Below are 26,890 nucleotides of genomic sequence, written 5' to 3'. Positions count from 1 at the left end.
CAGACCGCGCAGAATGGTCCGCCGCAGGTACCAGAAACGATCCACCATCACCGCCAGTTCCACCAGCAGCATCAGGCCCAAAATGTATAGAACCCCGTCCGAGTAGTTGGCGAGGTGAATGAGATAATCAAGATTCATAGGATTACAGGCTCCATAGCAAGCAGAAGCTGACGAATAAGCGAAATGCTGGGTGATGAACCCCAAAATGGGTCAACAGGGGGATACATTGGATAGGGCGCGAAAAGCTCGCCGACCGGTGCTGTCTGGCTGGAGCGCAAAGATACTGGAAATCACATACGGCAGTGTGTCTGATTGACGCGTGTTGCATATGCAGTCCTCTATCCGTTCTTGCATACGCTCGCTGCAAGAATCATTCGTAGAGTTCTATACCTTTAGTGACGGAGAGGATAACAACGGAATGTGACACTATTGCGACAATTTGATGACAATTTCCTTACAAAAGGGATTTATTACGGAGAATATTAAAAAACACTGATAAAACAATATGATAAATTTTTAATGATTATTTTTATCTTATTATATAATATGCTGATGAAGCATTGCGATGCTCACTCCCTTTCTAAGCACAAATCCAGTACAATACATTTGTTCCTGCAAGGAGGTTTGATCATGCTGCGCTGGATGACCGACAGCTCTGCGGGTTTTGTTGTGCTGCTTATCATTGCTTTTGTAGTGTTACTCGGGGTGTATTTGTTACCGGCGCTATTGGCATGGATGATGGCGTGTCCGCAGCGGATGACCATTTTATTATTGAATGTTTTTCTGGGTTGGACCGTGTTTGTCTGGATAGCTGCGCTGGTTTGGGCGTTAGCTTCGGGAAAAGATGCGCGTTTTGATGAAGATCCCGTGGTCAGAAAAGAACCCTGGTTGCGCTAGTTGTAAACGCGCTTGACCGGCCAGATTGTGGAATGATACAAAAAACTACTTGTTCAGTACCGTCCAGAAAAAACGCTACACTTTGCATACAATGTTGTAATTGCTTAGTCTTACATGATGTTTTATCAGGTTATCCAGGAAAATAATGGGCGAACTTAAGCAAAAGGACAAAATTAAAATGAGTGCTGATTCTCAGCCCGTTGATCAGGAAAATTTGCCTCTGGTCATATTTACGGTCGGAACCGCCGCTTCGGGCAAAAGCTCGTGGGCAATATCCATGCAGGCAAAGCATCCTGGCTTGCGCATCCTTATCCTGGAACGGGACATGATCCGGGTGGCCTTGCAAGAGGCTGAAACCGGTCAACCCTTTTCCTGGAGCGAATGGAATCCGGCATGGGAAAGCAAGGTACAATGGCTTTGGGAGCAACGGGTTCGCGATGCAGTCAAACAATGTGAGGTGTTGATTCTGGCAGATACACATCTGGACGTCGTGGAACTGCAAAAAAAGGCAACCTGGTTACGCGAGTTGGGCTTGACGGATTTCACCCTGAAGTACTTTCCGGCATTGCCGTTAACGGATCTCCTGCGCCGGGATCAGGGTAGGACGCACCCCGTGGGTGGTGAAGCTCTGCGCGAACATCTTAAAAAAATCGTTGCGGAAGATCGCTACTGGGCTGCTATTGAAGGGATTTGAGGGTTCTGTTTAAACCTGCTGTTCAGGTTCCAGAGCGCAGGGGTGGTCGGTATCTCCGGTTTCTACTTGCAGGGTAGGATGGACGATGGCGAACTTTTCCCGGAGGGTCTTAGCAATGTCCGATAAAAACCCATCGCCGGGAAAGCCTTGAGGCATAACCAGATGTGCTGTCAGGGCAGTCTCTGTGGTGCTCATGGCCCAAATATGCAAATCATGAACGGCTGCCACATCTGGAAGACTGCGCAGATAATGGCGGACGGCATCTGTATCAATGTTGTCCGGGACCCCATGCAAAACGAGGCGGGCAGCTTCTTTCAGCAAAGACCAGGTGGCCAGAATAATTAGGGCGCTGATAATAAGACTGGCCGTTGAATCCAGCCAATACCAGTGCATAAACAGCATGACAATACCCGCAACTACGACACCCAAAGAAATAAACGCGTCTCCAGCCATGTGCAAAAAAGCCGCTTTGATATTCAGGTCGCCTTTGCGTCCGGACATGAACAACAGGGCCGTGCTGGTGTTGATCAGCACCCCCAGAGCGGCAACAGCAATGACCACCCGACTGTCTACCGGGCTGGGATGGAGCAGGCGTTCTATGGCCTCCCAGGCAATACCACCAGTAACAACCAGCAGAAATAAAGAATTCGCGAGCGCCGCCAGAATGGAGGTACTGCGCAAGCCATAGGTGTAGCGCTGTGATGGAGGACGCAAGGCCAAGGCGCTGGCACCCCAGGCCATTACCAGACCCAGTACGTCACTCAGGTTGTGGCCAGCATCGGCCAGTAAAGCCAGCGAATGACCAAGCACGCCAAATACGGCTTCCGCCAACACAAAAACAACATTCAGAAAAATGCCAATGGAAAAAGCCCGCCCAAAACTTTTGGGGGCATGATGGTGATGGCCGTGATGATGCCCGGAATGAACATGCGAGTGATCATGCCCATGCTGCCGGGATTCGGAGCGCGCTGGCATATCATGTTGGTGTACAGCAGGGGATTTTGCATCGCTCAAGGGATTACGCTCTGAATGGATTTTTACCCTTCACAAGCATAGGGAAAAAGCTTAGTCTGAACAACTATCCTTCAAACCGGAGGTCGGTGTTGATATCGGGAATGTCTGGAAAAGTTTTAATCTTGAGTGTCTTTTTACTTTTTTTGCCATTGGCTGCAACGGCAGCTTCTGGTGAATCGCCGCTTTCCTCAAGCGCAACGGATGCCGTTACCCCTGCTGTATTGGCGAAATGGATGGCCGGGGCCGAGCATGGTTACGGACCGGATCAATATCGTCTGGGGCTGGCTTATGCTGCGGGGGATGGTGTTGCCCAAAATTTCAGCGAGGCTGCACACTGGTGGCGTAAGGGTGCCTATAACATCAATCCCCAGGCTGAACTTATGTTGGGTGAAGCCTATGCTCACGGCTGGGGGGTACCCCGCAATATAGACAAGGCTATTCACTGGTGGAAAGCGGCTGCCCGCTATGGCCCGCCAGAAGTAGCCAGCCGCGCCCAACTGCTGTTGGATTCAGCCATATAATATCCATTAATCACCAGAGAGATTTGCATGCTACTTTTGCCTAAAAAATGGCCTGCCTGGGTTGCTCTTGCAGCTTTTTTCAGTGTTTCTATGCAGGCCATGGCCGATGAACCAGCGGTAATTCCTTCGGTTATTTCCAAAAGTGAATTTGCCAAAAAACCAGAATGGTCTGGCACCGTGGGTTTAGGTTTAAGCAGTAGTACAGGAACCAGCCAGGCGCTCAATCTTAATACAGATGACGCGTTACTCTGGCATCGCGGTGTATGGTCGAACCAGAGTAGGCTCCTGTATAACTACGCGACTTCTCAAGGAGAAGTCAGTGCCGATCGCCTGGATGTCAGCAATCAGACCCGCTATGATATTGCCCTGCAGCAATATTTGTTTGCAAACCTCAATTATCATCGCAATCATTTTGATGGTTACTATTTCCGTGCAGACGAAACCTTGGGTTATGGACACTTTTTTATCTTGAATCGGGTTTCTCATCTGCGCCTTGAAGCGGGTGCCGGTGTGCGTCAATCCCACCCCATTGGTGGAGTGTATAGTACGCATCCCATTGCCCGTCTCTATGGAAAGTATCTCTGGAAATTCAGCCCACATGCGCATTTATCAGAGGCCGTAGATGCCATTTTGGCGGATAATGGAGCGAATACCTATAATTCGGTTTTTACCGTGGTCAGTCCGTTATATGGGCCTTTGAATCTGCGTCTTGCCTTTATCGCAACTTATAATGCGAAAGTGCAACCTGGGTTTAAACCGATGAATACCCTGACTACTATCAATCTGGCCTATAACTTTTAAACAGCAAATCGGGAAAATTTTTCCTGAAATTTTTGAACATATGGTGCGTAACGCTGTACGGCATCTGCTGCAGGGTAAAACAATTTTCCGGATGGGGAAGGCATCTGCCCTAATAGTTTGAGTCCCCCCAAATCGGCAGACGCGGCAATGAGAGCAGAGCCTTTTGCTGCCTCAGTGTCCACAACGATTTCTACAGGCCGATTCAAAATGTGGGCACGCATTTGCATCCAGGCAGCATTAATACTGCCACCCCCCACCGTTTTTATGGGTCCCTGAACGCTGACCCCCGCTTTTTCCATAATGTCATAGCCCCAGGCTTCGATATAGCTGAGTCCTTCCAGCAACTTCTGAAAAGTCTCGGTATTTTGTCCGGTGGGAATGATACTTCCAGGCCATGTAGGTGCCAGTATCGGGAAGCGTTCTCCGCTGCCGGCCAGAGGATACAACAAAGCAGCGCTGGGATATTCCGTATGAATGGAGGATTCTAACGCCCGCATTTGTTCACGCTGAAAATGCTGCAGTAGGGCGCTTGCTCCGGCATTGGATGCCGCGCCAACCAGGCAAAAATCACCCAGATAATGACTGTAAAGTCCCATTTTATGGATTGGCTTGTCATGCACGACCTTGAAAGCCAAGGATGAACCAAGGCTGCTCAGGGCTGTGCCGGGCACGTATAAGCCAGCCGCAGCAGCCGCTGCAACACTGTCCGTACAACCGGCGCGAATCTGGACCGCTGTGGATAATCCCAGCCTTTGAGCCCATGCTTTATTCAGCGTGCCGATGCTCATCCCTTCCCGCATGACTTTCGGTAAAATTGCCGGATTTATATCCGCAGTTTCCAGAATATTGAGCAATTTCTCCGGATATTTCATCTGTTGAGCATCCAGACCCATTTTCAGCACATTTCCCCGATCTGAAATCCCCCAGTGACCAATGAGGTGTGCGGCTATCCAGTCAGCCTGATGATGTACGTAATGCACCTCCGAAAAATTATGGAGATGACGGCGGAGCCACAGAAGCTTACTCAGGGAACTGGCAGGGGATAAACAAATGCCTCCTGCAGGCCACTGCTGTTTCAACTGTTGTGCCTGTGCTGCAGCACGTTGGTCTGAATAGGCTAATACCGGACCCAGAACCTTACCCATTCGGTCACTGAGCAGGAGAGTTCCGGATGTCCCATCCAGGCTCATGGCCTTGATGGCAGACCAGGCCTGGGTATGAATAGACCGCAATTGTTGCGCCAGCATTTCCAGTCCCCGCAACCATCCCTGGCTATCGGTCAAACTTTCAGACGGGTAGCCGGGATAGGGAAGGGCGGTACTGGCTATCGTGTTGAGATTTTCATCAATAATAATCCCGCGCAAGCCGGACGTTCCAAAATCCATCCCCAGGTAAGTGGGCATGTTCGGGGCCGATTAGTAACCGGGCTGCTGCCGGGTCCATTGCACGCCGGGCAACTGCCCGAGGATATCGGGGTTATCCCAGCCGGGTTGACGATGTTCGATAAGCAGATCGGTGCTGATGCCGCCACGCACATACCAGCGGCCCAGAAGGCGCAGATAACGTGGCTGAATCAGTTGAATAATGTCGTCAGCAATCCGGTTACTCATGGCCTCGTGAAAAGCGCCTTCATCGCGAAAACTCCAGAGATACAGTTTCAGGGATTTAAGTTCAACATTATGTTGGTCAGGAATAAAATCGAGCATAAAGTGCGCAAAATCGGGCTGTCCGGTCAGTGGACAGAGACAGGTAAACTCAGGCATATCCATATGCACAACGTAATCCCGCTCTGGATGGGGGTTGGGGAATCGTTCCAGACTTTTGCTGGGTTGACTGGGCATGGCTTAATCCTCATCATAAAAGTTTCGATAGCCCGGTATCATACCTAAAAACCACTGTTCATGCGCCTCTCGGCTATTATTCTTCAAGGCTTCAAGTCCTTTCGCGAAAACACCCGCATCCAGATCAGCGCCAATCCGGTGGTGATTGTCGGACCCAATGGTTGCGGCAAGTCCAATACCGTAGATGCTTTGCGCTGGGTGCTGGGTGAGTCTTCCGCCAGGCAATTAAGAGGCGGCACCCTGAGTGATGTCATTTCCAATGGGGGAGGCAGTCGTCCGGCGGCTTCCCAGGCCAGTGTGGAATTGCGTTTTGACAATAGTGATGGCACTGCGCCCGGTGCTTTTGCTGAGGTGGCTGAAATCAGTGTTAAACGCAGCCTGGATCGCAAGGGAGATGGTCATTACCGGATTAACGGCGCGCGTTGCCGACGGCGGGATGTCAGTGATCTGTTTTTAGGTACGGGTTTGGGCAGCAGTACGTATGCCATTGTCGAACAAGGAACCATTGGTCGGATTATTGAGGCGCGTCCCGATGATTTGCGCGCCATGCTGGAAGAGGCGGGGGGAATCAGCCGCTACAAGGAAAGGCGCCGGGAAACCGCACAGCGCATTGCCGAAACCCGAGAGCATTTGCAACGCCTGCATGATATTCACGGTGAAATGGATGGTCAGTGGCAGCGTTTGCAACGTCAGGCCCAGGCTGCCCAGAAAATGCGGGCCTTGCGCGTTGAAGAACGTCAATGGCAATGGTGGGCTGTTTCTGAACGCCTGCAGATGCTGGAGACGGAAGCACAAGTCCTGAATCAGCGCCGCGATGAATTACAGTCCAAAAACCAGACATTGGAAGACAGCCGCCAATTGACCGAGCAGGGTCTGGAGAGCTTGCGACAGGAAGCGCGGGTTTGTCAGGACAGTCTGAGCGTCGCCCAGGCCGGGCTGTATGCTGTTCAGGCGGATCTCAGTGAAGCAGATCATCAACGCAAAGAAAATATCGCTCAGATTCAGCGTGTTCAGTCGGGATTGGAGCAATTTCAGAACCAACAGCAAAAAATCCACGGCGAAATGCAACGGCAACTGGATGCCGAAAAACAAAGACAAGAACGTCTTCAGGTTTTGCTGGGTCGTCGTGAAACCTTAAGCAAAGAGGAGGAGTTAACCCGTCAAGCCCGTCTGGCAGCAGAGCGCCAGGCTGAAGATCAGGAACAGACACGACAATTGGGTGTACAAACGATTGCCGATTTGCGTCGCAAACGTGATGTGCTGCTGGCTCAGATCCGGGAGCTGGAGCCACGTTTACAGGATTTGGATAAGCGTCTTGCGCGTTTTGTTCAGGAAATGCCATCAGAACGTCCTGCTCTTGATGCGGCCGAACGGCGTGTGCAAACGCTGGAAGGGACCCTGAATACGGCAAGCCATCATCTGGCAGCCCTGCGGGAGGAATTGGCACAGCAACAAAAACAGATTGAGAACCTGCGCGAGCCGCGTGAAAGCGCCCAGGGGCAGTTGCAAGAGTGCAAGGCCCGCCATAAGGCGCTCGAAAGCCTATTGCAACGCCTGCAAAAATCCAGCCCTGCGGGGGTATCCGGGCAAGTGTTGTTGATGGATTGTTTACAGGTACGCCAGGGGTGGGAGGCGGCCATTGAACGGGTACTTGGTGATCGCCTTCACGCCCGGGTGCTGGCTGAGCCTGACCAGACCATGAAGCACAGCACGTTATGGGAATCGGCTGAGGAACTGACGAGCCTTCCTGAAGATGCTTTGCTGAACGTGCTGGAGATTCCCAATAATTTGCGAAAGGCCATGCAAGATTGGCTCTGGGGTTTGCGGACCGCACCCGACTTTCCAAGCGCAATGGCCAAACGGCATGAGCTAGGGGCAGGGGAAGCCTGGATAACTCCGCTGGGAGTCATTGTACACGCGGTGGGGGTGACTTTTCCCGAACAGGAAGATGCGGCCAGCTTGCTACAGTGTCGGCGGGAACTGGAAGATAACCAGCAGGTTATGATTGCCGCCGAAGCGCAAGCCGTGGCTACACAAGCGGCGCTGAATGAAGCCGAAGAGGCTCTACGCGCTTTGCAAATGTCCCTGCGCGAAGCTGAACCGCAAGTGCAGAAACTCAGCCGGGAACTGGCACAGGAACGGGAATCTGTCGCCCGTTTACGCAGTCGGGTGGAATCGGAAGAGCATCAACGCACCGAGCGGCAAATGGAAGCACAGCGTCTGGATTCTGAAAAAGCCGCCACCTCGGAACGCTTGAGTGGGCTGCGCAAAGCTTTTGCCGACGAGGAAGAAAAGTGGGCTGTACACGAAAAGCAGCTGCGCGAGGCGCAACAAAAAGCGGATGCGGACAAACGCCGCGTTCAGGAATTGCGTAATGCCTACGGGCGCTTGCGGGAAGAACGTCAGCAACTGGAATTACAGGTGCAAAAACTGCAGACTGAATCGGCGGCAGCGCAGCAGCGCAGTGATGACCTGCAGCAGCAGGATCGGCAATTGATGCAGTCCATTGCGCTCAGCCGCCAGAATCTGGAGGCACTACAGCAAGCTCTTCCTGATTTGCAGGATACACAGAAAACTTTTCAGGATCGGCTTGGAGAACAACAGGCCGTCGTCCAAAAGCATCAGACATCAGCACAGGCCATAGATCAACAAATACGCGCCCTGGAGCAGCAGCGCCATCCACTGGAAACTCAGCTGCGCCATTTACAACAAACCCTGGCGCTGACCGAACAGGAAATGGCTGCCTTGCAGGTCCGTCTGGAAGAAAATAGTCTGCGAGCTGCACAACTGGCAGAAACTCTGGGACAAAACCCCGGACCTTGTCCGGATTCGCAGTCTTCGGAAGCGCAACTGGCACGCATTGCCACAGCCATACAGCGCCTGGGGAATGTGAACCTCGCCGCAGAAGAAGAATTGCAAGAGCTGGAAGATCGGCGCGGAAATTTGTTAAGTCAGGTGGAAGATGTGGAAATGGCTCTGAATAGTCTGGAAGAAGCCATGACCTCTATGGATCAGGAAACGATCTCGCGCTTTTCCGAAACCCTCCATCGGGTTAATCAGGAATTGCAGAACTTGTTTGCCATTTTGTTTGGGGGTGGTCAGGCAGCACTGAGTCTGCTGGGTGACGATTTGCTCGATGCCGGTCTGGTTTTACGCGCGCAACCTCCCGGCAAACGGAATGCCACTTTGCAGCAATTATCCGGTGGAGAAAAAGCGTTGACCGCGATTGCCCTGGTTTTTGCGCTGTTTCGACTGAATCCTGCTCCATTTTGTGTGCTCGACGAGGTAGATGCTCCTTTGGATGACGCCAATGTTGGCCGTTTCTGCCATTTGGTCCAGGAAATGGCCGCACAAACCCAATTTTTAATAGTTACTCACCGTAACTTGACCATGCAGGTGGGTGAACAACTTATCGGCGTTACCATGACCGAACCCGGAGTCTCTCGCATCGTGCCGGTTTCTGTGGCGGAAACTTTGGCAGCTGCCGCCGATTCTGAACCCTAATACAGGAATTTGCTGAACCTTTTATTGATCATGCAAGGAAAGAATTGGCCAGCCTTTGGTTGTGGCATGGGCACGCAGGCGTTCATCGGGGTTTACAGCAACAGGAAAATCGACGGTTTCCAATAGAGGCAGGTCATTGTAAGAATCACTGTAAAAGGTACTGCCTTGCAAGCTTTGCTGCCAATCCAGTTGTTGCTCTTGCAACCAGTGACGCAGGCGTTCGATCTTTCCCGCCTGGAAGCAGGGGGTGCCGACCGTTTTGCCCGTAAATTCTCCGTCTGTGTTTACTTCGGGTTCGGTAGCCAAGAGGTTTCCAATGCCTAATTCAGTGGCGATGGGTGCGGTCACAAAGCGATTGGTGGCCGTAATAATGACCAACAAATCGCCCTGCTGGCGATGATCTTCCACCAAAGCCCGTGCCCGATTGGAAATCATGGGCAAAACCCTTTCCTGAAGATAATCACGATGCCAGACATCCAGTTGGGCGCGGGGGTGGGCGGCTAATGGCGTGAGCTGAAAGTCCAGAAAAGCATGGATGTCCAGGCGCCCGGCCACATAATCGGCGTAAAACTGATCATTGTGGTGATTGAATTCTTCCGCATTGACAATGCCACGACTGCCCAAAAACTCCATCCAGGCGTGGTCTGAATCACCGGTCAGCAGGGTGTTATCGAGGTCAAACAGGGTCAAAGCCATACATTCTCCTTCTGGTTGGTAGTTCAATTATCTGCAAAAATATACCAGAAAGGGCATTCGGGATACGCCGCCCAAAAATTACCCACGCCTGAATTTCAGCAAAGGAGCAATGAGTGGCATCAGCCAATGACAGGGATCTAAAGCGAATGATGCAATTACGTGCGCAACTGAGCGAAGCCAATACCGCCTACTATCAGAAAGATGCGCCGACTCTCAGCGATCCGGAATATGACGTGCTCCTGCGAGAACTTCAGGTACTCGAAAATCGCTATCCACAGTGGCGCAGTGCCGATTCGCCAACTCAAAGGGTAGGTGCAGCCCCCCTCAATCATTTTGCCGAAATACATTATCGTGTGCCCATGACCTCTTTGGACAATGTGTTTGACGATGCGGGCTTTGCAGAATGGTTGGCGAGAGTCTACAAAGGGTTGGGACATGAGCAGGTCAGCATGAGCGCGGAACCCAAATTTGATGGCCTCTCGGTGAATATCCGCTATGAAAACGGACAATTACTGCAGGCAGGCACCCGGGGAGATGGCAGTACCGGAGAAGACGTCACCAGCAATGTGCGGAGTATTCGCAATGTGCCTTTGCAGCTAAAGGGTGAGAATTGGCCGAACGTTCTTGAGGTTCGTGGCGAGGTAGTCATTCCGGTCGCGGCTTTTGAGCGTTTAAATAATGAACGTTTACGGAATGATGAAAACCCGTTTGCCAATCCCCGCAATGCGGCGGCGGGAAGCTTGCGGCAACTGGATTCACAGGTCACGGCGCAAAGGCCCCTCGCTTTTTTCCCCTGGGGCTGGGGGGAAGTGAGTGCCCCCTTGCCTGAAACCCATCTTGAAGTGTTGCATCAACTTTCCGGATGGGGATTTGAAGTAACTCCTTACCTTAGCAAGATTGAATATATTGATGATTGTAAAGCTTATTATTTAAAAATGCAGGATTTGCGTGAACAAATGCCCTTTGAAATAGACGGCCTGGTTTTCAAGGTGAATGATTTGCATGAACGGGAGCGCCTGGGCTTCACAGCGCGCGCGCCGCGCTGGGCTATTGCCTATAAGTTCCCGGCGCATGAGGAAAAAACCGTGGTTGAAGACATTCTGGCTTCGGTGGGACGTACCGGTGTCATTACACCCGTTGCCCAGTTGCATCCAGTGCAGGTCGGTGGGGTAACGGTCAGTCGTGCCAGTTTGCATAATCAGGATGAAGTAGATCGTAAGGATATTCGGGTAGGCGATACGGTGTTGGTGCGGCGGGCGGGTGATGTAATTCCTGAAGTGGTCATGGTCATCCGTGAAGCCAGACCCGACCATACACAGCCGTGGCAGATGCCCGATCATTGCCCGATCTGCGGATCGGAAGTGTTGCGCCTCAGTAACGAGGCTGCGCATCGTTGCATGGGGGGGATTTATTGTCCGGCGCAAAGGATGGGTGCAATCAGCCATTTCGCTTCACGCAAAGCCATGGATATTCGTGGTCTGGGCGAAAAACTGATTACCCAACTGGTAGATCGTGAACTGGTCAAAACGGTGGCCGACATTTATTCCCTCAATGAAGACGTGTTGTGTGGTCTGGAGCGTATGGCCCGTAAATCCGCACAAAATCTACTGGCTGAAATTGCGGCATCCCGGCAAACGCAATTCTGGCGTTTTTTGTATGCCCTGGGTATTCGTCAGGTCGGTGAAGCGACGGCCAAATCACTGGCTGAGCATTTTGGTGATCTTGACCCACTGATGTCGGCAGATGTGGAACAACTGCAGAATATTCCGGATGTAGGGCCCATTGTCGCCGAGTCTGTCCAGCATTTTTTTGCGCAATCCCATAATCAGGAAGTGATTACGGCCTTGCGCGTTGCAGGCTTGCACTGGGAAAAAGTCACCCCCAAAAGCTCTGGACCTCTGACCGGACGTATTTTTGTCCTGACAGGAACCCTCCCGCATATGAGCAGGGATGAAGCCAAGGCGGCTATTGAGTCGGCGGGTGCGAAGGTCAGTAGTGCAGTTTCCGCGAAAACCGATTATGTGGTGTTGGGTGCGGATGCGGGCAGCAAGGCAGAGAAAGCAGCCAAGCTGGGCATAGCGGTTCTGGATGAAGCGCAGTTGCTGGAACTATTGAAGGAGTCATACACAACCCTACATATTGATTGAAACTTAGCAGCGCGGCAGCGGTCACAAGGCTATTGCCACAAGGAGAGAAAAAATGCCACTTTTCCGCGCTCGCTTGCCCGTTATGCATATACTTTGGATGTTATTGCCCGCTTCCTTGCTTTTAACAGGATGCGCACAGGAAGTCTCATCCCGTCCGGTCGCCCGCATACCCGTGCCTGCCCATGCTTTACCCCAGCCACCTACCCAGCGTTATGCGGTTCCAGGCGTACAAAGTGAGAATATTAATGGTCCCCTCGGGGGGCGGAACAAGTATTTATCTGACGCTGAATTGGCCGCCTTACCGACGCATCTGCGCGTTCATTTTGCAACGAATAGTAGCCAGGTCAATGTCCATGGTCGTCATATTGCCCTTGATAATGCCCGGTTTTTATTAAAATTCCCCCATGTAAACGTGCGCCTCGAAGGCAACTGCGACCAACGTGGTACCCAGGAATACAATCTGGCTCTGGGAAATCGCCGGGCAGAATCCGTGGCGCGCCTGCTGGAAGCCGACGGGGTATCGGCCAGCAGAATTGAAATGGTTTCCTTTGGTAAGGACAATCTCCTGTGTTACGCCAATGATGCAAAGTGCTGGAAGCGCAACCGGCGCGTGGATTTTGTCTACCATGCCATGTTACCAAAATACAGATAGTAGTCACGGCAGACGCGTGAGCGCTTGGCGGCCAGTTTTTCTGGAGATCGGCATGATGGCCTTCCTGACTGGTTGTGCAGCCCTACCGCCGGTTTCCAGTCATGCGGCTACAACAACAGCAGAAGCATGTGCCCGCGACAGAGCTGAGGTTGGTGTTATTGATATAGGCTGGCATACCGGATTGATCATTCCTACTGATGAAATGCAGGGTGACTTAAAGTTTGTACCGCAGTATTTTCGAGTCAAGCCTCATGACTGGATTTTCGGATGGGGTAACCGGCGCTACTATATGGCCGAAAACCCCAGTATCTGGGAGGGAATCAGCGCCCTGTTGCCTTCTCATAGCGTGATGCTGATCAGAGCCGTGGAAAATCTGAGTGCAGCAAGCGATCTGCCGGGTGTTAAAGTCCGGTGGTTACCGGTCACTCCGGAAAATCTGCACAGACTGGATAATTATATCGCTGCATTTCTGACTATAAACCATACAAACGGGTTGACAGTTGTTGGGGCCGGGCCTTATCCTCGCAGCAAATTTTTTGCCTCGCCGGGTACGTATGATGCTTTTCATACCTGCAATACCTGGACCGTGACCGCTCTGAAAACGGCGGGTTATGCGGTTCATCCGGCGGGGGTAATTTTCGCAGGGCAGGTGCTCAACCAGCTAAAAGCATTGCCAGTCTGTAAATAGCGCTGTTCCGCCCAAATACGTCCGTCGGGGTATATGAAATCAGCAAATACATCTGTTTCGTCCATTGCCGCGCTGAATGACGCTACTCTCGGGCTTTTTCACTTAAAAACCATGTTAACTGCCGGGCTGGGATTTTTTTCGGCAGCCTACGATTTATTTATCATTGGATACGCTTTGGCTCTGATTCGTCAGGAATGGCATCCTGATGCTCTGGTGATGGGCCTGATTGGCTCCATTTCTTTGCTTGCCGTACTATTTGGGGCATATCTGTTTGGTAGAATTGCGGATATTTATGGTCGTCGAAAAATATACGGTATCGAAGCCCTGTTGATGGTACTTGGCGCACTGGGATCTGCCTGCGCCAATGATATTACCACATTAATTATATTTCGTTTTATTCTGGGGCTGGGGGTAGGCGGAGATTATCCCTTGTCTTCAGTGATCATGAGCGAATATGCCAATCGGGATAATCGCGGATTGCTGGTGGGTCTGACTTTTTCCTTTCAGGCTTTGGGTGTTTTGATTGGCCCTGGTATTGCTCTGGCGCTGTTAGCCGCACAAATTGACCATGATCTGGCCTGGCGCATCATGTTGGGGCTGGGGGCGTTTCCTGCACTTGGTGCGTACTGGATGCGGCGTAGTATGCCGGAATCACCGCGTTGGCTGAATCGGGCCACAAAATCACCCAAAAACGCAGATTCATCGGTTACCTCTCCAAAGCCACTGAGACATTATTGGCGATATTTATTGGGCACGGCTGGGGCCTGGTTTGCTTTTGATTATGCCTATTATGGTAATACTATTTCGACGCCCATGATTATGCATGCGCTGGCCCCACAGGGTGGGCTGATGGCCAATATTGCCTGGAGCTGGATTGTTTTTGCAGTTGCTGCAGTGCCGGGATATTTTCTTGCAGCATTCACTCTGGACCGTATTGGTCATCGCCGTCTGCAATTGATTGGTTTTTTTTTGCATGGGCATAGCTTTTCTTGCCATTGGCGTGATTCCTGATATAGCCGGGGCATTTGCTCTGTTTATTGCTTTGTATGCCATCAGTTATTTTTTTGCGGAATTTGGCCCCAATACCACTACTTTTGTTTTGGCCTCAGAAATTTATCCTGCCCATTTACGGACTACAGCCGCTGGCATTTCCGCAGGAACAGCCAAGGTAGGCGCATTTATTGGCGTATTTTTATTTCCCATTCTGCTCCAGGCGATGGGCATAGAAAACACTCTTCTGCTCACTTTTTTATTCAGTATGACGGGATTGGCCCTGACCTTTTTATTGCCTGAGCCTGCCCGCCAGAATTTGGAACAGGTAGCGGGCGAGGAAAATCTGGCAGATCCGACGTTTTCCACTTCCGCCGGTGCAAATCCCGAGATTAACCCGGAGGGGTCCGGTGCTGAAGGGAAACAGCAGATTGCGGGCTGATGCGTAACAAGGTCAGATTTTCATGATTATACAACTCATAACTGACATAAATGCTTTGGATATGGAGATTATCCGGCAGGCTTCTGCGCATATCAGGAACATCCCGACTGGGTAATACCAGATAAAGGGGACGGGGATTATGACGCAGAATGTTTTGTAATTCCGCCATATGCTTGGTCCGGTGCAAAATCATGTTGCCACGCCCGGCATAAAACAGAAAATTGGGCTGGAACCAATGCCAGGCGGCAATGCTATAGGGGTTGTCGCCTTGGTACTGACGAATTTTTTCGCCCATGAAATAAGAAGGCTTCAAAATATTCAATGCAGGTTCGGTGTAGGTCATCAGTGCGAAAGTCAAGGCGGCGGCCCCGGCGGTCAGAGTGATCAACCAGCGTCCAACTTGGTCTTTCCATACCCAAAGCGCGGCAAAGACGGCAGACAGGGCATAGGGTAATCCCAGATAATAAAGCGAGCCCAGAGGAGGAATTTTTGCCGGTACGATTACCGCACCAGCATAGACCAGTGCCGCACCGACGCTGAAAAGCGCGAACAGAGACGTATATAATCCCCGGTGGCGAAAGGATATTTCCCCGGATAGAGCCTGGTAAAGGCGTATTCCAAGAAAAATAAACAGGGGCGGATAGGCTTCCCAGACATAATTGGGCAGTTTGGTGGCGGAAATGCTGAAAAAAATGACCCACACCAATAACCAGCTGAGCAAAAAGGTATCCACAGGATATTGCTGGATCAGTTGCTTGCGTTTGAGCCACAGAGGCCGCAGAGCCTGAGGGAGAAATATGGACCAGGGGAGCAGGGCGAGCGGAATGGTTAGCAGGTAGTAAAAAAATGGCCCCTGATGCCCCTGCATTTCAGCATTGTAACGGCTGATATTGGCCCGCAAAAGAAAGCCCAGATCCCATCTCCAGTGAGTTTCAACCCCTACGGCAACATACCAGGGTAGGCCAATCAGCAAAAACAAAGGTAAACCCCATTGCAGACGCCCTTCTTTCCATAAATAGGGGAGATTACCGCGCAATAATAAAAAAACCACAATAATCAGTCCCGGAATCAGGAAGCCTATCGGTCCTTCATCCACAGTGGCCAGGGCCATGGCGGCATAACTGAGTAAAATATTGAAGCTGCGTGCCTCCGGGAATTGATAGGCGCGCAAATAGCTGATCAAGCTCATGCTGACAAATAAAATCAATAAGGGGTCCGGTACCGCCGCCCGGAAAATAATCTGGCTATGCAAAATAGTGGCGGCCACCAGGCCCGTCAGCAAAGCAGGCCCAGCGCCTATGAGCCGTCGCGTTGAAAGTGTCAGGTACAGGACAAAAAGTGCGCCGACCAATACGGACCCCATGCGCAAACCCCAACTGTTCATCCCGAACGCTTCCACACCACCCCACATGAGCCAGTAATTCAGAGCGGGTTTGGCAACGCGCAGGGTCCCGTTGAACAGGGGAACCACAAAATTATGCTGAGCAAACATTTCCTTGAGTGCCTGGGCATTATTGGGCTCATCAATATCCCAGAGGCTGCCGCTGCCACTATGGTAGGTAAAGAGGATAAAAGCTCCCATAAACAACAGGCCGCATAAAAAATAAAAACAAGACAGACTAAGCGTTTTGTTGAAGGCCATATCAGCAGGCGGTCTCCATGGTAGTGGTCAGCAGTGCGGCGCTTATCATACCAAAAATAAGGTCCTGATCCTCCATGGCTTACTGCAAAGCAGGTTACCGGGAACTTTTGCAAAGTCTACTTATCATATTAATCTTAAATCGCGCCAACTTACGGCTCTAATGCTTTCAGGTAGAACTATTTGTTGTTATTGAAACGTATTGTCAATGGATAGACCCGTAAAATTCCTGCCCTCTGGGCGGGCGCGTCTGGTCATCATCGTCCTGTTGCTGACTTTTGCTGTCATGTTGATTCGCGATGTTTATTTGCAGATTCTGGACCAGTCCACCTTGCGTCAGCAGGGTCAGATGCGCTATTTACGGGCTATTCCTTTGCCAGCCAGTCGGGGAATCATCACGGCCCGTAATGGTGAACCTCTGGCGGTGAATGTGCATGCGGTTACCATCTGGGCGGACCCTGCCATTCTGGATAAACACCGCGACCAATGGGCAGCACTCAGTCATGCCCTGCATCTGTCTGAAGCCAGTTTTGCCCGTCGAGTGGCCAGTGGGGGAGCAGATTATGCTTATATTGAACGTCAGATTGCTCCGGAGTTCGGAACGGCTCTACAAAAACTGCAGGTGCCGGGCATATATGTGCAGGATACCAGCCGCAGTTATTATCCTATGGGTGCGGTGACAACCCCCCTGCTGGGGTTGGTGGATGAGGCACACCAAGGTTCTGCAGGTTTGGAGCGTGGTTACAACACCTGGCTCAGGGCGCATCCTGGTAAGGAATTGGCACTGGTGGATGGTCATGGCCAGATAGTACACGTGGCCAAAGTGCAAAAACTCTCGCATTTTGGTCATTCCCTGCAGCTCACCATTAATCCCCAAATTCAATATTGGGCCTATATTACCCTGACCCGCTCACTGCATCATTTTCACGCCAAAGAGGGGTCTGCAGTCGTGATGAATTTGCATACCGGACAAATCATGGCCATGGTCAGTGCACCCAGTTGCAACCCTAATGCAGAGGGTTCCTGCATGAATCCTGCCGACTATACCAATAATGCTGTGCATCAGGCCTTTGAACCGGGTTCTGTGATGAAACCCTTTGTTGTAGCAGCAGCCCTGGCGAGCCACAGTGTTCAGCCTGATGCCCGATTCAATGTATTTCATCCACTGATGGTGGATGGTTATGCCATCACCGATGATGTGCGCCATCACATCCTGAATATTGAACATATTCTCAAATATTCCAGTTGTATCGGGGCCTCCAAAATTGCACTCAAAACCCCGGAGCAGATTATTTACAATATGTACCGTAGCGCCGGGTTCGGGCGCAAACCCGATCTCGGTTTCGTAGATGCCACTTCAGGGGTCCTTCCCAACTGGCATAGCTGGAGCCTGGCGCGCCATGCCACCATTGCCCTGGGTTATGGGGTTAGTGTCACCACCCTGCAATTGGCAGATGCTTATGCCGCCTTTGCCAATGGGGGGTACCATCTGCGTCCGGAATTGGTCATGGGGCAGGCGCCGGTCGCCAAGAGGATCATGCCTGAATGGGTGGCCAAAAAATTGCGAGTCTGGCTACAGAGCGTGGCGGAGCCGGGAGGAACAGGCATATTGGCGGCCATTGATGGTTATCATGTGGCGGGCAAGACGGGTACAGCCAATATGGCCAATGGCCATGGCGGCTTTTATGGACATACCACCAATGCCACCTTTGTCGGCTTCGCCCCCGGCAATCATCCGCAACTGGTGATGGCCGTTTCCCTGCGCGGTAGTCATTTCAAATGGAATTTTGGGGGCATAGAAGCAGCACCCGTATTTCGGGTGACCATGCGTCATGCCTTGCAGGAGCTGGATGTGGCTCCTGCCTGTCATCATGGCCCGACCATGCGCGTCACCATCAGGCCCGGCCAGAATCTGGCAGAAATTGCTCAACAATATCACAGTTCTGTTGCCCATCTCATGCATATTAATCAGCTGACTAATCCAGAAGATATCGACTCGGGCGCATTACTGAAGGTGCCCACTCCAAAGGGTGGTAAGGATATTTGCCGTTTTGAGGCGCCACTGGTTTCCAGAGCTCAGGCCGAAATCTGGAGTGAAGGCGGGGGTGGGGCATAGTACCGGCTCATATTGGCCCGGTCAGGTTGCTGCGGTGCCCCCGGAATCATTCAATGGGGGGTTTTGTTTTTACCACAATGGGCACAGACACCGTTCACCACCAGTTCCATTTCGATGACCGAATAATCCTTGGGAAGCGTGGGCGTGGAGACCGGGCTTTCCGGGAGACAAAAAACCTGTCCACACGAAACACAGTGGAAATGGGGATGTTGATTGGATTGTTCCAGGCGTCGGGCACTGAAACGCCAGACCCGATCATCCGCGGTAATGCGGTGAGCAAGACCAATGTCCACTAACCACTCCAGATTACGATATAAGCTGACCCGATCAACCGGACTGGCAATGTTTGATTCCAGTCGGTGTTGTACCTCGGGATGGCTCAAGGGCTGTTTCGCTTCCAGAAGCGTCCTGTAAACAGCTACTCGCAACTTGGTGACGCGCTGCCCTGCGTCCCGCAATAGCTGGGTCACTTCTGCATCACTGTGCGTGGTAGGGGAGGGCGTATCATGCGCATGATTTTTCATAGGTTCATGCTAGAGCAGCCCCTGCATGGGTGCAAGTCCGACCGTGATCCGGGGAATGGCTGGACATCAGGGCATCAGCCGCGCTAGATTTTCATTAGGTTCACTCAGGAGTCTTCCATGTCCTCAGAAAAAATCGCCGTCGGTCAAGATGCCCCGCAATTTCACGCTGCTGCTTATGGAAAGGATTCAGAAATCCGTTTGCGCGATCTTCACGGCAAAATTGTCGTCCTTTATTTTTATCCCAAGGATGATACTCCTGGCTGCACTACAGAAGGTCAGGAATTTACTGCCCTTTATCCCGATTTTCAGGCGGCTGGCGCAGAAATTTTGGGTGTTTCTCGCGACAGCCTGGCCAGCCATGAAAAATTCGCCTGCAAGTTCAGTTTTCCTTTCCCGCTTCTGGCTGATACCGACGAAGCCCTCTGCACCGCTTTTGACGTGCTCAAGGAAAAAAACATGTACGGCAAAGTCAGTATTGGCGTAGAGCGCAGCACCTTTGTTATTGACCGGCAAGGTAAAATTGCCTACGTTGAGCGCAAGGTCAAAGCGGCAGGTCATGCGGCGGCGATACTTGATATTGTCAAAAAACTCCCATGAGTACCGGTAAAGCTGTTGCCAAGGAATCCCAAAAACCACGGCTTTATATTCTCGACACCAATGTCCTGATGCACGATCCGGCGTCGCTGTTCCGCTTTCAGGAACACGACATTCTGCTTCCCATGATTGTTCTGGAAGAACTGGATCAGCATAAAAAAGGACTCAGCGAGCAGGCCCGTAATGTTCGTCAGGTCAGCCGCAGGCTGGACGAACTACTGACGGATACGGCGGATCTGGATCAGGGCTTGCCATTACCCTACGCTCAGGGACGTCTGTTTTTTCAGACCGCCGCCTATCAGCAGGCTTTGCCTGAAGATCTGGCGGGCGGTAAGGCCGACAACGAAATTCTTGCGGTCACTTTGGCTTTACAAAATCGCCACCCTGAAAAAGATGTCATTCTGGTCAGCAAGGACATCAATCTGCGCATCAAGGGCCGCACCCTGGGTATTCGCGTGGAAGACTACGAAAATGACCGGGCCCTGGAAGACGCGGACTTATTATATACGGGCGCGGAAATTCTCAGTGATAATTTCTGGGATCAGCACAGCCGCGATTTGGATGCCTGGCAGGAAAGCGGGCGCAGTTTTTATAAAATCAGCGGTCCAGCCATTCAGCATTGGCATGCCAATGAATTTATTGCCTTGAATCAGGGGGAGGCTGGTGCCGATGATTTCGCGGCTATTGTCCGTGAAGTGCATCCTGAACATGCCATTATCGAGCGGATCACGGATTACCGTCATGACCGTCACGCCGTTTGGGGCATTGTCGCTCGTAATCCCGAGCAGAATTTTGCCTTGAATTTACTGATGGATCCGGACATTGATTTTGTCACCCTGCTGGGTCATGCCGGCACCGGAAAAACTCTGCTGACCCTGGCGGCCGCTCTGGATCAGGTTTTTGAACATAAACGCTATTCGGAAGTCATCATCACCCGGGCAACGGTACCAGTAGGCGAAGAAATTGGTTTTTTGCCGGGAACCGAAGAAGAAAAAATGCAGCCTTGGATGGGTGCGCTGGAAGACAATCTGGAAATTCTGGCGCGCAGCAGCGATGAAGCTGGGAGTTGGGGGCGCAGTGCCACCCAGGACTTGCTGAACAAACGCATTCGCGTGAAATCCATGAGCTTCATGCGGGGACGCACATTTCTGGAGAAGTTTGTCATTATCGACGAGGCCCAGAATCTGACCTCCAAGGAAATGAAAACCCTGATTACCCGGGCGGGCCCTGGCACCAAAATTGTCTGCCTGGGTAATATTGCCCAGATTGATACGCCCTATCTGACGGAAACCACCTCGGGTCTGACGTATGTGGTGGATCGCTTCAAGGATTGGGCACATAGCGGCCACATTACCCTGCGCCGTGGAGAACGCTCAAGACTGGCAGATTTTGCCAACGAAGCCCTATAGATGACTTGTCGGATGGCCTGCAGAACCCTTAGACTGCGCTAGGCTTTTGAGGGGGAGAGCGGGCATGAGCTGGACAGTGGCCGATAGTCGTCATCTGTACAACCTGCAGCAATGGGGCGAAGGTTATTTTGACATTGCCGAAGATGGGCAAATGCTGGTGCGACCCGATGCGCGTGCGGACAGTCCGGCGATTGGACTGGCCGATGTGGCTGCGGAGTTGGGTGAACATTCCCTGGGGTTACCCTGTCTGCTGCGTTTTCCACAAATTCTCGGCCACCGTGTAGAAAAACTGCGTGGGGCTTTTACGGCCGCCATGCAGGATACGCAATATCAGGGGGGCTATACCCCGGTTTATCCTATTAAGGTCAATCAGCAACGTCGGGTTGTAGAAGAAATTCTGCGGGCGGGCTCAGGCAATGTGGGTCTGGAAGCCGGTAGCAAACCGGAATTGCTGGCTGTGCTGGGCCTTATGCCAGCAGGTGGTACAGTCATTTGCAATGGCTATAAGGATCGCGAGTATATTCGTTTGGCCTTTAGCGGCGAAAAGCTGGGCTTGCGGGTTTACCTGGTGGTGGAAAAAATATCAGAATTACCACTCATCCTCAGTGAAGCCCGGGATCTTGGAGTTCAACCCCGCATTGGCGTTCGCGCCCGGCTGGCTTCGGCAGGTGCCGGAAAATGGCAAAATACGGGCGGGGAAAAATCCAAATTTGGTTTATCAACCGCGCATATTCTCGACTTGCTTGAACATTTACGCCGGGAAAATGCCCTGGATAGTTTACAGTTGCTGCATTTTCATCTGGGTTCACAAATTCCCAATATTCAGTTTATTAAAGGCGGTATGCGCGAGTGCGCGCGTCTTTATGCCGAGTTGCGGCGCCTTGGCGCGGCACTGGAAGTCGTGGACGTAGGCGGCGGTCTGGGGGTGGATTACGAAGGAACCCATTCGCGTGCCTATTGTTCGACCAACTATCATGTCAGCGATTATGCACATGCCATTGTCAGCGCCCTGGCTGAGGTATCCCGCCAGGAAAATCTTCCGGAGCCTCATGTGGTTTCGGAATCTGGCCGGGCTCTGACCGCTCATCATGCCATTTTGTTGACGAACGTGACGGATGTGGAAGTGGCAGCAGGAGAGCTTCCTTTGTCTGCAACCGCCGCGCAGGGAATCACCGAGGAGTGGCAACGCCTGCTCCAACGCCTGGAAAATGCGCAGCCATCAGATGCCCTGGAGGTTTATCAGGAAGCCATTTACCTGCTGGGCGAAGTACATCAACAATTTAATCTCGGTCTGCTGCACATTGAACAAAGAGCGCAGGCGGAAGAGATTTACGCGCGCGTTATCTGGCAGGTGCGCCGCTTTCTAGACCCTCACAATCGGGCGCATCGGGATATTCTGGATGAATTGGACGAAAAAATTGTGGATAAATATTTCGTGAATTTTTCGTTGTTTCAATCTTTACCGGATGTCTGGGCGATCGACCAGATTTTCCCCATTATGCCCATCCAGCGTTTGCATGAAGAGCCAAAACGTCGCGCCCGGATTGAAGATATTACCTGTGATTCCGATGGGCGTATTGACGCCTATGTGACCGCAGAAGGCTTAACGCCGGCCTTGCCGGTTCATGCCGTGCAAAATGATAAGCCCTATATATTGGGTATATTTATGGTGGGTGCCTATCAGGAAATTCTTGGTGATATGCACAATCTTTTCGGCGATACGGATTCGGTGAATGTGCTTTGTAATGCGCAGGGCCAGGTTCTTCTGGAGCAGCCTTTGGCCGGAGATACCGTAGAATCAGTATTGAATTACGTGCAGTTTTCCGCCCCCGATTTATTGGCGCGTTATCAGAAAAAAGTCGATCAATGTGTAGGCCTGGATGCTGAGCAACGGCATCTTTTCCTGCAACAATTTGCTGATGGTTTACATGGTTATACTTATCTGGAGTGATTTGTGATTCTTGAACCTGAAACTTCTTCTTATACCCTGTTGGGCGGCGAAAGCGCGGTCCGGGCATTGGTCAATCGGTTTTATGATTTGATGGCCAGTGAAGCCGAATGGCGTAGTCCTTTGCGGGAAATGCATCCGGCCGACCTGACTGAATCCAAGGAGAAACTGTTTTTATTTCTTTCAGGCTGGCTGGGTGGACCGGATTTGTATGTAGAAAAATTTGGACATCCCCGCCTGCGGGCGCGCCATGCCAGCTTTCCGGTAGATGACCAGGCACGGGATCAATGGATGGCCTGCATGTTGCGCTCCATGCAGGAACAGCAAATGTCACCCGAAGTGTATACGCATTTGCAGACTGCCTTGCAGCGTACGGCAGATTTCATGCGCAATCGTTAGTCCTACGTACTGAGTCAATTTGCCGAGACCGGATTGATGAGCGACCCGATGCCTTCAATACGAATTTCGCAGTGTTCACCTGCCCGTAAAAAGCGCGGTGGATTGCGGGTGAATCCTACACCGGCTGGTGTTCCGGTAATAATCAGGTCTCCGCAACGCAGGGGCGTGACTGCCGCCAAGGCACGAATCAGTGCGGCAACATTGAAAATCAGATCGGCCGTATTGCCCGTTTGCATAACCGTACCATCAATCAGCGTATGCAAGGCCAGACCTTTAGCGCCCATAGGGAGTTCATCGGCACTGACTACCACAGGCCCACATCCGCCCGTCGCCGGAAAGTTTTTGCCCAGGGTCCACTGACTGGCGCGAAACTGGAAATCCCTGACGCTGGCATCGTTGAAAATGGTGTAACCCGACACACAATCCAGCGCTTGTGCATCATTCATGGACCCAAAGCAGGGCTTGCCAATAACCACAGCGAGTTCCCCTTCGTAATCCAGTTCATGGGAGCTGGAAGGGATACGCAGGGCTTGGCTGTGTCCCACCAGGGTGTCTTCATAACGCATAAAAAAGTTGGGATATTCCGTTGGCGGAGCAGAAACTTCCGTGGCATGACTTTGGTAATTCAGTCCTGCGCAGAGGATTTTGCAGTTTTCGGGCAAAGGAGGCAGAAAAATCAGTTGTGCGGGGTCAAGCAGATCCTGGGCATGCGCACGATTAAGTCGTTGTTCCAGATCATTGCGCAGGCTAGCACTCGCGCCGAGCAAATCCATCAGGGTCAATCGCGGGGCGATATTCCGCAGGGACAGCAAGTCCCGACCGCGCCAGAGCGCCAATTCGACGGTGCTGTTGCTACTGATTTTACTGAGTTTCAATGCTTACTCCTTGCCTTGTTTGTTGCCATATACTAGCACCTCAGCTATGGTGCGCCTATAAAATGCCCGGCAAGGATAGGACATGGTAATGACAGTATACGGGATTGATGTGGATCCCGAATGGCTATTACATAGAGCGATTTATACAGTACTGATCGTACTGGGCAGCTATGTCATTTTGCGTTGGTATGGAAAAGCCACCAATCACCTGCTGGCTTTTCTGGGATCGAGGCGCACCATTTCCCATGGTTATGGTATTGTTTTTAAACGAATAACCACCTGGTTTTTATGGCTTCTGGTTTGGGTGGTGGTGCTGCGTGTCTGGGCAGTGGATGTGACCGCCATCTGGACGACTTTTGTCAGTCTGCTGGCGGTAATCGGTGTGGGTATGCTGGCATTGTGGGCGATGGTCAGTAATATAACTGCACGTTTTTTTATCTGGTTTTGGCAGCCCTTACGTCTGGGGCAGCGTATCGAGATTTTTCCCGAAGCACTCATCGGTGAAGTGGTTGAAGAAAACCTGATGTTTACCGAGCTTAAACAGGACGATGGCGCGGTGGTCGTTATCCCCAATAATTTTTTCTTTCAGCGCGTGATTCGCCGTTTACCAGATGTGGGTGACAAGAAAGAAAATCAGTAATTTTCTATAGTCATCCAAAGGTTCATCTACCCGGACACAAAACCGGACTTTAAAGCGGCCTGATAGGTGGGTTTATCAGAGCCGATACCTTGTTATATAATAAGATATGACCAACAATAAAGCGGACATGCCACCGCAGTCTTGACCCACGCCGAGTTGGTCGCGGTTTGTGGTTCACTCCCCAGATTTCTGTTTGTTTTTAAATGGCAGGCTCTGTAGTTGCGTTGGCCGATGCCTCTGTTGCGAGCGGCACATTTTCTGCCTGCAGATTATGTCCGCTTAACCAACCGAGGATAATCCCCACAATGGCCATGGCGGATAGTGCGGGATAACCGATAAACTGCACCAGCGGTCCCCCCATAAATGTACCCAGCACTGTAGCTACAGCGCCACTGGCATTAAATAAGCCCATGGCGGCTCCCTGGCTGAACGGCGTCAGGCGGGCGGTGAGAGTGGTACCCGAAATGCTTTGTAAAGGCCATACGGCAATAATCAGGACAAAACCCAACAGGGCCACGAAGGTTTTGGGAACGGGCGTAAAAAAGACCGCCAACAGCAAGGTAAAGCCAAGCAGACGTCCGATGAGCGACCAGCGATATACCCGTCCGGCGCCGAATTTTCCAGAAAGTTGTCCACCCACAGAATACAGGATCAGGGCAACGGCGGCCGTCACTGCATAGACACTGGCAGTTAAGGCGGGGGCCACGCTGTAAGCTTTTTGCATGGCTACGGGAAAATAAGCAAAAAAAGCGGCAACGCCGAAAGCTACAGCAAACCACGAGAACAAAAACCGTCCGAAACGGGTGGACAAGACTTCCTTAAAGCGTTTGCCACCCCGCAGTGATAAATGATGGGAAAAGCGCATCACCCCACCCCCCAACAGTTCGGGACGCCCAAAATTGGCAAGCAGTCGCCAATCTATGTCTCGACGCATCTGGTTGCCAATTTCTGCAGACCAGTCAAAACGTTTTGCAGCAGCAGGCAGACCTTTGGCACCCAGCCATATTGCGGGAATTAATGCCAGCGCCGAGCAGATTAAACCCATCTTGAAATTGGCCACAAAAGCACCGGCAACCAGTAGGCCGACCACCTGTCCGGCGCCATTAAACGTCTGCAACCAACCAAGACGAGGCTCCCAGTGGTCTTTGGGATCAAATTCGACAATGAACAAGCTGGCTACGGTGGCCACGGCCGAGGTGCCAGATCCTGCCAGGACGGCTAGAAGGCTCCAGGGCAAAAGTCCCGGAAGAAAAGGCATGAGCGCAAGGGCCATGATCAGCATTAAAAATCCCGCAAAAAAGACCGGACGATGCCATTGTTTGCTGTCTGCCAGAAAGCCCCAGAGGGGAGAACTCAGGAGTCCTAAATTAAATCCCCCCATTACATAGGCGACCCAACTGAGATGATGGGTTAAGCCAACAATCATCAACGGTAAAAGGATGGGGAGGAGGCCGGAAGAAATGGCACCCAGGAGGGCGTAGGACAGAAACCAGACCGATATCCAGCGCCTTGGTTCATTCAGAATTTTCAGCACAGTGGCGAAGCGGGCATGGGCCAGACGTCTGCGCTCCTTGGAAAATATCGGGTTTCCGGGTTGATGCTGTTCTGCTGTTATTTTTACAGGCATGGCAAGACCCCTCACGTTGAGTGATAAATTGCATTGGCGTAAAAATCATGGCTATATAAAATATTGATGGCTATCGTGGTAAATAGTTCAATGTGACCCGAGAAACGGGTTTGCTTGTCAGTGACCTATGCTTTCGTTATGGTGAGAAACATGCATGATTCTAAGCGTTTTGGAGTGATTTTCGGCGAATGTCTGGTCGATGACTTCGGCGACAGCCAGCGCCTTGGGGGGG

General features: G+C 51.7%; 24 protein-coding genes and 1 pseudogene. 16 read left to right on the top strand and 9 right to left on the bottom strand.

Going from position 1 to position 26,890, the window contains the following annotated elements; all coding sequences use genetic code 11:
• A pseudogene (locus tag HJG40_RS15030) lies at positions 1–138 on the bottom strand (MotA/TolQ/ExbB proton channel family protein); the annotation flags it as partial.
• A gap of 492 nt (positions 139–630) precedes the next feature.
• On the opposite strand from HJG40_RS15030, the gene HJG40_RS03865 reads away from it, so the two are divergent.
• Entirely contained in the window at positions 631–897 is a 267-nt protein-coding gene (locus tag HJG40_RS03865) for a superinfection immunity protein (protein WP_215862975.1), read from the top strand.
• A gap of 178 nt (positions 898–1,075) precedes the next feature.
• Positions 1,076–1,591: an AAA family ATPase gene (locus HJG40_RS03860; protein ID WP_226857077.1), complete on the top strand. Its 516-nt coding sequence runs from the start codon at positions 1,076–1,078 to the stop codon at positions 1,589–1,591.
• A 9-nt stretch (positions 1,592–1,600) separates the two neighbouring features.
• Here HJG40_RS03860 and HJG40_RS03855 read toward each other — a convergent pair whose 3' ends face one another.
• Positions 1,601–2,566, bottom strand: a complete 966-nt coding sequence (locus tag HJG40_RS03855; RefSeq protein WP_215862973.1) for a cation diffusion facilitator family transporter — start codon at positions 2,564–2,566, stop codon at positions 1,601–1,603.
• Between the two features lie 161 nt (positions 2,567–2,727).
• Between HJG40_RS03855 and HJG40_RS03850 the strand changes: the two genes are divergently transcribed.
• Positions 2,728–3,126: a tetratricopeptide repeat protein gene (locus tag HJG40_RS03850; protein WP_226857075.1), complete on the top strand. Its 399-nt coding sequence runs from the start codon at positions 2,728–2,730 to the stop codon at positions 3,124–3,126.
• Between the two features lie 27 nt (positions 3,127–3,153).
• Positions 3,154–3,927 carry a DUF481 domain-containing protein gene (locus HJG40_RS03845; protein WP_215862972.1) on the top strand — a complete coding sequence of 258 codons (774 nt, stop codon included), beginning with the start codon at positions 3,154–3,156 and terminating at the stop codon, positions 3,925–3,927.
• On the opposite strand, the gene HJG40_RS03840 is transcribed toward HJG40_RS03845, so the two are convergent.
• On the bottom strand, positions 3,924–5,330 hold the full coding sequence (locus HJG40_RS03840) for an FGGY-family carbohydrate kinase (protein ID WP_215862971.1): 1,407 nt from the start codon (positions 5,328–5,330) through the stop codon (positions 3,924–3,926). The two genes, HJG40_RS03845 and HJG40_RS03840, sit on opposite strands and share 4 nt — an antisense overlap.
• Positions 5,331–5,342: 12 nt before the next feature.
• Positions 5,343–5,768 carry a preQ(1) synthase gene (gene queF, locus HJG40_RS03835; protein ID WP_031569460.1) on the bottom strand — a complete coding sequence of 142 codons (426 nt, stop codon included), beginning with the start codon at positions 5,766–5,768 and terminating at the stop codon, positions 5,343–5,345.
• 60 nt (positions 5,769–5,828) lie between these two features.
• Between queF and smc the strand changes: the two genes are divergently transcribed.
• Positions 5,829–9,272, top strand: coding sequence for a chromosome segregation protein SMC (gene smc / locus HJG40_RS03830; protein ID WP_215862970.1), 3,444 nt, complete (start codon positions 5,829–5,831; stop codon positions 9,270–9,272).
• Positions 9,273–9,293: 21 nt separating this feature from the next.
• On the opposite strand, the gene HJG40_RS03825 is transcribed toward smc, so the two are convergent.
• Positions 9,294–9,968 (bottom strand): histidinol-phosphatase, encoded by a 675-nt coding sequence (locus HJG40_RS03825; RefSeq protein WP_215862969.1) that lies wholly within the window; start codon positions 9,966–9,968, stop codon positions 9,294–9,296.
• Between the two features lie 146 nt (positions 9,969–10,114).
• Here HJG40_RS03825 and ligA point away from each other — a divergent pair, with 146 nt between their 5' ends.
• The 5 genes from ligA to HJG40_RS15025 are packed head-to-tail and all read left to right on the top strand — an operon-like array spanning position 10,115 to position 14,887.
• Positions 10,115–12,115, top strand: coding sequence for an NAD-dependent DNA ligase LigA (ligA, locus tag HJG40_RS03820; RefSeq protein WP_215862968.1), 2,001 nt, complete (start codon positions 10,115–10,117; stop codon positions 12,113–12,115).
• A gap of 52 nt (positions 12,116–12,167) precedes the next feature.
• Positions 12,168–12,767 (top strand): OmpA family protein, encoded by a 600-nt coding sequence (locus HJG40_RS03815; protein ID WP_226857072.1) that lies wholly within the window; start codon positions 12,168–12,170, stop codon positions 12,765–12,767.
• A 52-nt stretch (positions 12,768–12,819) separates the two neighbouring features.
• The gene (locus tag HJG40_RS03810) at positions 12,820–13,455 is read left to right on the top strand and encodes a DUF2459 domain-containing protein (protein WP_215862967.1); all 636 of its coding nucleotides are present in this window, start codon (positions 12,820–12,822) and stop codon (positions 13,453–13,455) included.
• A 33-nt stretch (positions 13,456–13,488) separates the two neighbouring features.
• Positions 13,489–14,466 (top strand): MFS transporter, encoded by a 978-nt coding sequence (locus HJG40_RS03805; RefSeq protein WP_226857068.1) that lies wholly within the window; start codon positions 13,489–13,491, stop codon positions 14,464–14,466.
• The gene (locus HJG40_RS15025) at positions 14,429–14,887 is read left to right on the top strand and encodes an MFS transporter (RefSeq protein WP_226857064.1); all 459 of its coding nucleotides are present in this window, start codon (positions 14,429–14,431) and stop codon (positions 14,885–14,887) included. Before HJG40_RS03805 ends, HJG40_RS15025 begins: the two co-directional genes overlap by 38 nt.
• Here HJG40_RS15025 and HJG40_RS03800 read toward each other — a convergent pair.
• A complete protein-coding gene (locus HJG40_RS03800; RefSeq protein ID WP_215862966.1) occupies positions 14,838–16,529 on the bottom strand; it encodes an ArnT family glycosyltransferase in 1,692 nt (563 codons plus the stop codon). The two genes, HJG40_RS15025 and HJG40_RS03800, sit on opposite strands and share 50 nt — an antisense overlap.
• Positions 16,530–16,734: 205 nt before the next feature.
• On the opposite strand from HJG40_RS03800, the gene HJG40_RS03795 reads away from it, so the two are divergent.
• Positions 16,735–18,642: a penicillin-binding transpeptidase domain-containing protein gene (locus HJG40_RS03795; protein WP_215862965.1), complete on the top strand. Its 1,908-nt coding sequence runs from the start codon at positions 16,735–16,737 to the stop codon at positions 18,640–18,642.
• 50 nt (positions 18,643–18,692) lie between these two features.
• On the opposite strand, the gene HJG40_RS03790 is transcribed toward HJG40_RS03795, so the two are convergent.
• Positions 18,693–19,166 (bottom strand): Fur family transcriptional regulator, encoded by a 474-nt coding sequence (locus HJG40_RS03790; protein WP_215862964.1) that lies wholly within the window; start codon positions 19,164–19,166, stop codon positions 18,693–18,695.
• Between the two features lie 117 nt (positions 19,167–19,283).
• Here HJG40_RS03790 and HJG40_RS03785 point away from each other — a divergent pair, with 117 nt between their 5' ends.
• The 4 genes from HJG40_RS03785 to HJG40_RS03770 all read left to right on the top strand — a co-directional run bounded on the left by HJG40_RS03785 (position 19,284) and on the right by HJG40_RS03770 (position 23,516).
• Positions 19,284–19,763, top strand: a complete 480-nt coding sequence (locus tag HJG40_RS03785; protein WP_215862963.1) for a peroxiredoxin — start codon at positions 19,284–19,286, stop codon at positions 19,761–19,763.
• A complete protein-coding gene (locus HJG40_RS03780) occupies positions 19,760–21,169 on the top strand; it encodes a PhoH family protein (RefSeq protein ID WP_215862962.1) in 1,410 nt (469 codons plus the stop codon). The genes HJG40_RS03785 and HJG40_RS03780 overlap by 4 nt, the downstream gene beginning before the upstream one ends.
• A gap of 64 nt (positions 21,170–21,233) precedes the next feature.
• Complete coding sequence (gene speA / locus HJG40_RS03775) at positions 21,234–23,120, top strand: biosynthetic arginine decarboxylase (RefSeq protein WP_215862961.1); 1,887 nt, start codon at positions 21,234–21,236, stop codon at positions 23,118–23,120.
• 3 nt (positions 23,121–23,123) lie between these two features.
• A complete protein-coding gene (locus HJG40_RS03770; protein WP_215862960.1) occupies positions 23,124–23,516 on the top strand; it encodes a group II truncated hemoglobin in 393 nt (130 codons plus the stop codon).
• 14 nt (positions 23,517–23,530) lie between these two features.
• Here HJG40_RS03770 and HJG40_RS03765 read toward each other — a convergent pair whose 3' ends face one another.
• On the bottom strand, positions 23,531–24,391 hold the full coding sequence (locus HJG40_RS03765; RefSeq protein WP_215862959.1) for a fumarylacetoacetate hydrolase family protein: 861 nt from the start codon (positions 24,389–24,391) through the stop codon (positions 23,531–23,533).
• A gap of 82 nt (positions 24,392–24,473) precedes the next feature.
• Here HJG40_RS03765 and HJG40_RS03760 point away from each other — a divergent pair, with 82 nt between their 5' ends.
• Complete coding sequence (locus HJG40_RS03760) at positions 24,474–25,031, top strand: mechanosensitive ion channel domain-containing protein (RefSeq protein ID WP_226857061.1); 558 nt, start codon at positions 24,474–24,476, stop codon at positions 25,029–25,031.
• A gap of 199 nt (positions 25,032–25,230) precedes the next feature.
• On the opposite strand, the gene HJG40_RS03755 is transcribed toward HJG40_RS03760, so the two are convergent.
• Positions 25,231–26,658 (bottom strand): MFS transporter, encoded by a 1,428-nt coding sequence (locus HJG40_RS03755; protein ID WP_215862958.1) that lies wholly within the window; start codon positions 26,656–26,658, stop codon positions 25,231–25,233.
• Positions 26,659–26,890 lie beyond the last annotated feature (232 nt).

Source organism: Acidithiobacillus concretivorus (assembly GCF_018853445.1).
GTDB classification, from domain to species: domain Bacteria; phylum Pseudomonadota; class Gammaproteobacteria; order Acidithiobacillales; family Acidithiobacillaceae; genus Acidithiobacillus; species Acidithiobacillus concretivorus.
This window is presented reverse-complemented; position numbering and strand designations above follow the sequence as displayed.

What these genes read in the sequence shown, in the direction of transcription:
- HJG40_RS03785 (WP_215862963.1), top strand. Translation starts at nt 19,284, where the DNA reads ATGTCCTCAGAAAAAATCGCCGTCGGTCAAGATGCCCCGCAATTTCAC.
- HJG40_RS03840 (WP_215862971.1), bottom strand. Translation starts at nt 5,330, where the DNA reads ATGCCCACTTACCTGGGGATGGATTTTGGAACGTCCGGCTTGCGCGGG.
- speA (WP_215862961.1), top strand. Translation starts at nt 21,234, where the DNA reads ATGAGCTGGACAGTGGCCGATAGTCGTCATCTGTACAACCTGCAGCAA.
- HJG40_RS03800 (WP_215862966.1), bottom strand. Translation starts at nt 16,529, where the DNA reads ATGGCCTTCAACAAAACGCTTAGTCTGTCTTGTTTTTATTTTTTATGC.
- HJG40_RS03790 (WP_215862964.1), bottom strand. Translation starts at nt 19,166, where the DNA reads ATGAAAAATCATGCGCATGATACGCCCTCCCCTACCACGCACAGTGAT.
- HJG40_RS03810 (WP_215862967.1), top strand. Translation starts at nt 12,820, where the DNA reads ATGATGGCCTTCCTGACTGGTTGTGCAGCCCTACCGCCGGTTTCCAGT.
- HJG40_RS03815 (WP_226857072.1), top strand. Translation starts at nt 12,168, where the DNA reads ATGCCACTTTTCCGCGCTCGCTTGCCCGTTATGCATATACTTTGGATG.
- HJG40_RS03825 (WP_215862969.1), bottom strand. Translation starts at nt 9,968, where the DNA reads ATGGCTTTGACCCTGTTTGACCTCGATAACACCCTGCTGACCGGTGAT.
- HJG40_RS03760 (WP_226857061.1), top strand. Translation starts at nt 24,474, where the DNA reads ATGGTAATGACAGTATACGGGATTGATGTGGATCCCGAATGGCTATTA.
- HJG40_RS03865 (WP_215862975.1), top strand. Translation starts at nt 631, where the DNA reads ATGCTGCGCTGGATGACCGACAGCTCTGCGGGTTTTGTTGTGCTGCTT.
- HJG40_RS15025 (WP_226857064.1), top strand. Translation starts at nt 14,429, where the DNA reads ATGGGCATAGCTTTTCTTGCCATTGGCGTGATTCCTGATATAGCCGGG.
- ligA (WP_215862968.1), top strand. Translation starts at nt 10,115, where the DNA reads ATGATGCAATTACGTGCGCAACTGAGCGAAGCCAATACCGCCTACTAT.
- HJG40_RS03860 (WP_226857077.1), top strand. Translation starts at nt 1,076, where the DNA reads ATGAGTGCTGATTCTCAGCCCGTTGATCAGGAAAATTTGCCTCTGGTC.
- HJG40_RS03845 (WP_215862972.1), top strand. Translation starts at nt 3,154, where the DNA reads ATGCTACTTTTGCCTAAAAAATGGCCTGCCTGGGTTGCTCTTGCAGCT.
- HJG40_RS03795 (WP_215862965.1), top strand. Translation starts at nt 16,735, where the DNA reads ATGGATAGACCCGTAAAATTCCTGCCCTCTGGGCGGGCGCGTCTGGTC.
- queF (WP_031569460.1), bottom strand. Translation starts at nt 5,768, where the DNA reads ATGCCCAGTCAACCCAGCAAAAGTCTGGAACGATTCCCCAACCCCCAT.
- smc (WP_215862970.1), top strand. Translation starts at nt 5,829, where the DNA reads ATGCGCCTCTCGGCTATTATTCTTCAAGGCTTCAAGTCCTTTCGCGAA.
- HJG40_RS03780 (WP_215862962.1), top strand. Translation starts at nt 19,760, where the DNA reads ATGAGTACCGGTAAAGCTGTTGCCAAGGAATCCCAAAAACCACGGCTT.
- HJG40_RS03805 (WP_226857068.1), top strand. Translation starts at nt 13,489, where the DNA reads ATGAAATCAGCAAATACATCTGTTTCGTCCATTGCCGCGCTGAATGAC.
- HJG40_RS03855 (WP_215862973.1), bottom strand. Translation starts at nt 2,566, where the DNA reads ATGCCAGCGCGCTCCGAATCCCGGCAGCATGGGCATGATCACTCGCAT.
- HJG40_RS03755 (WP_215862958.1), bottom strand. Translation starts at nt 26,658, where the DNA reads ATGCCTGTAAAAATAACAGCAGAACAGCATCAACCCGGAAACCCGATA.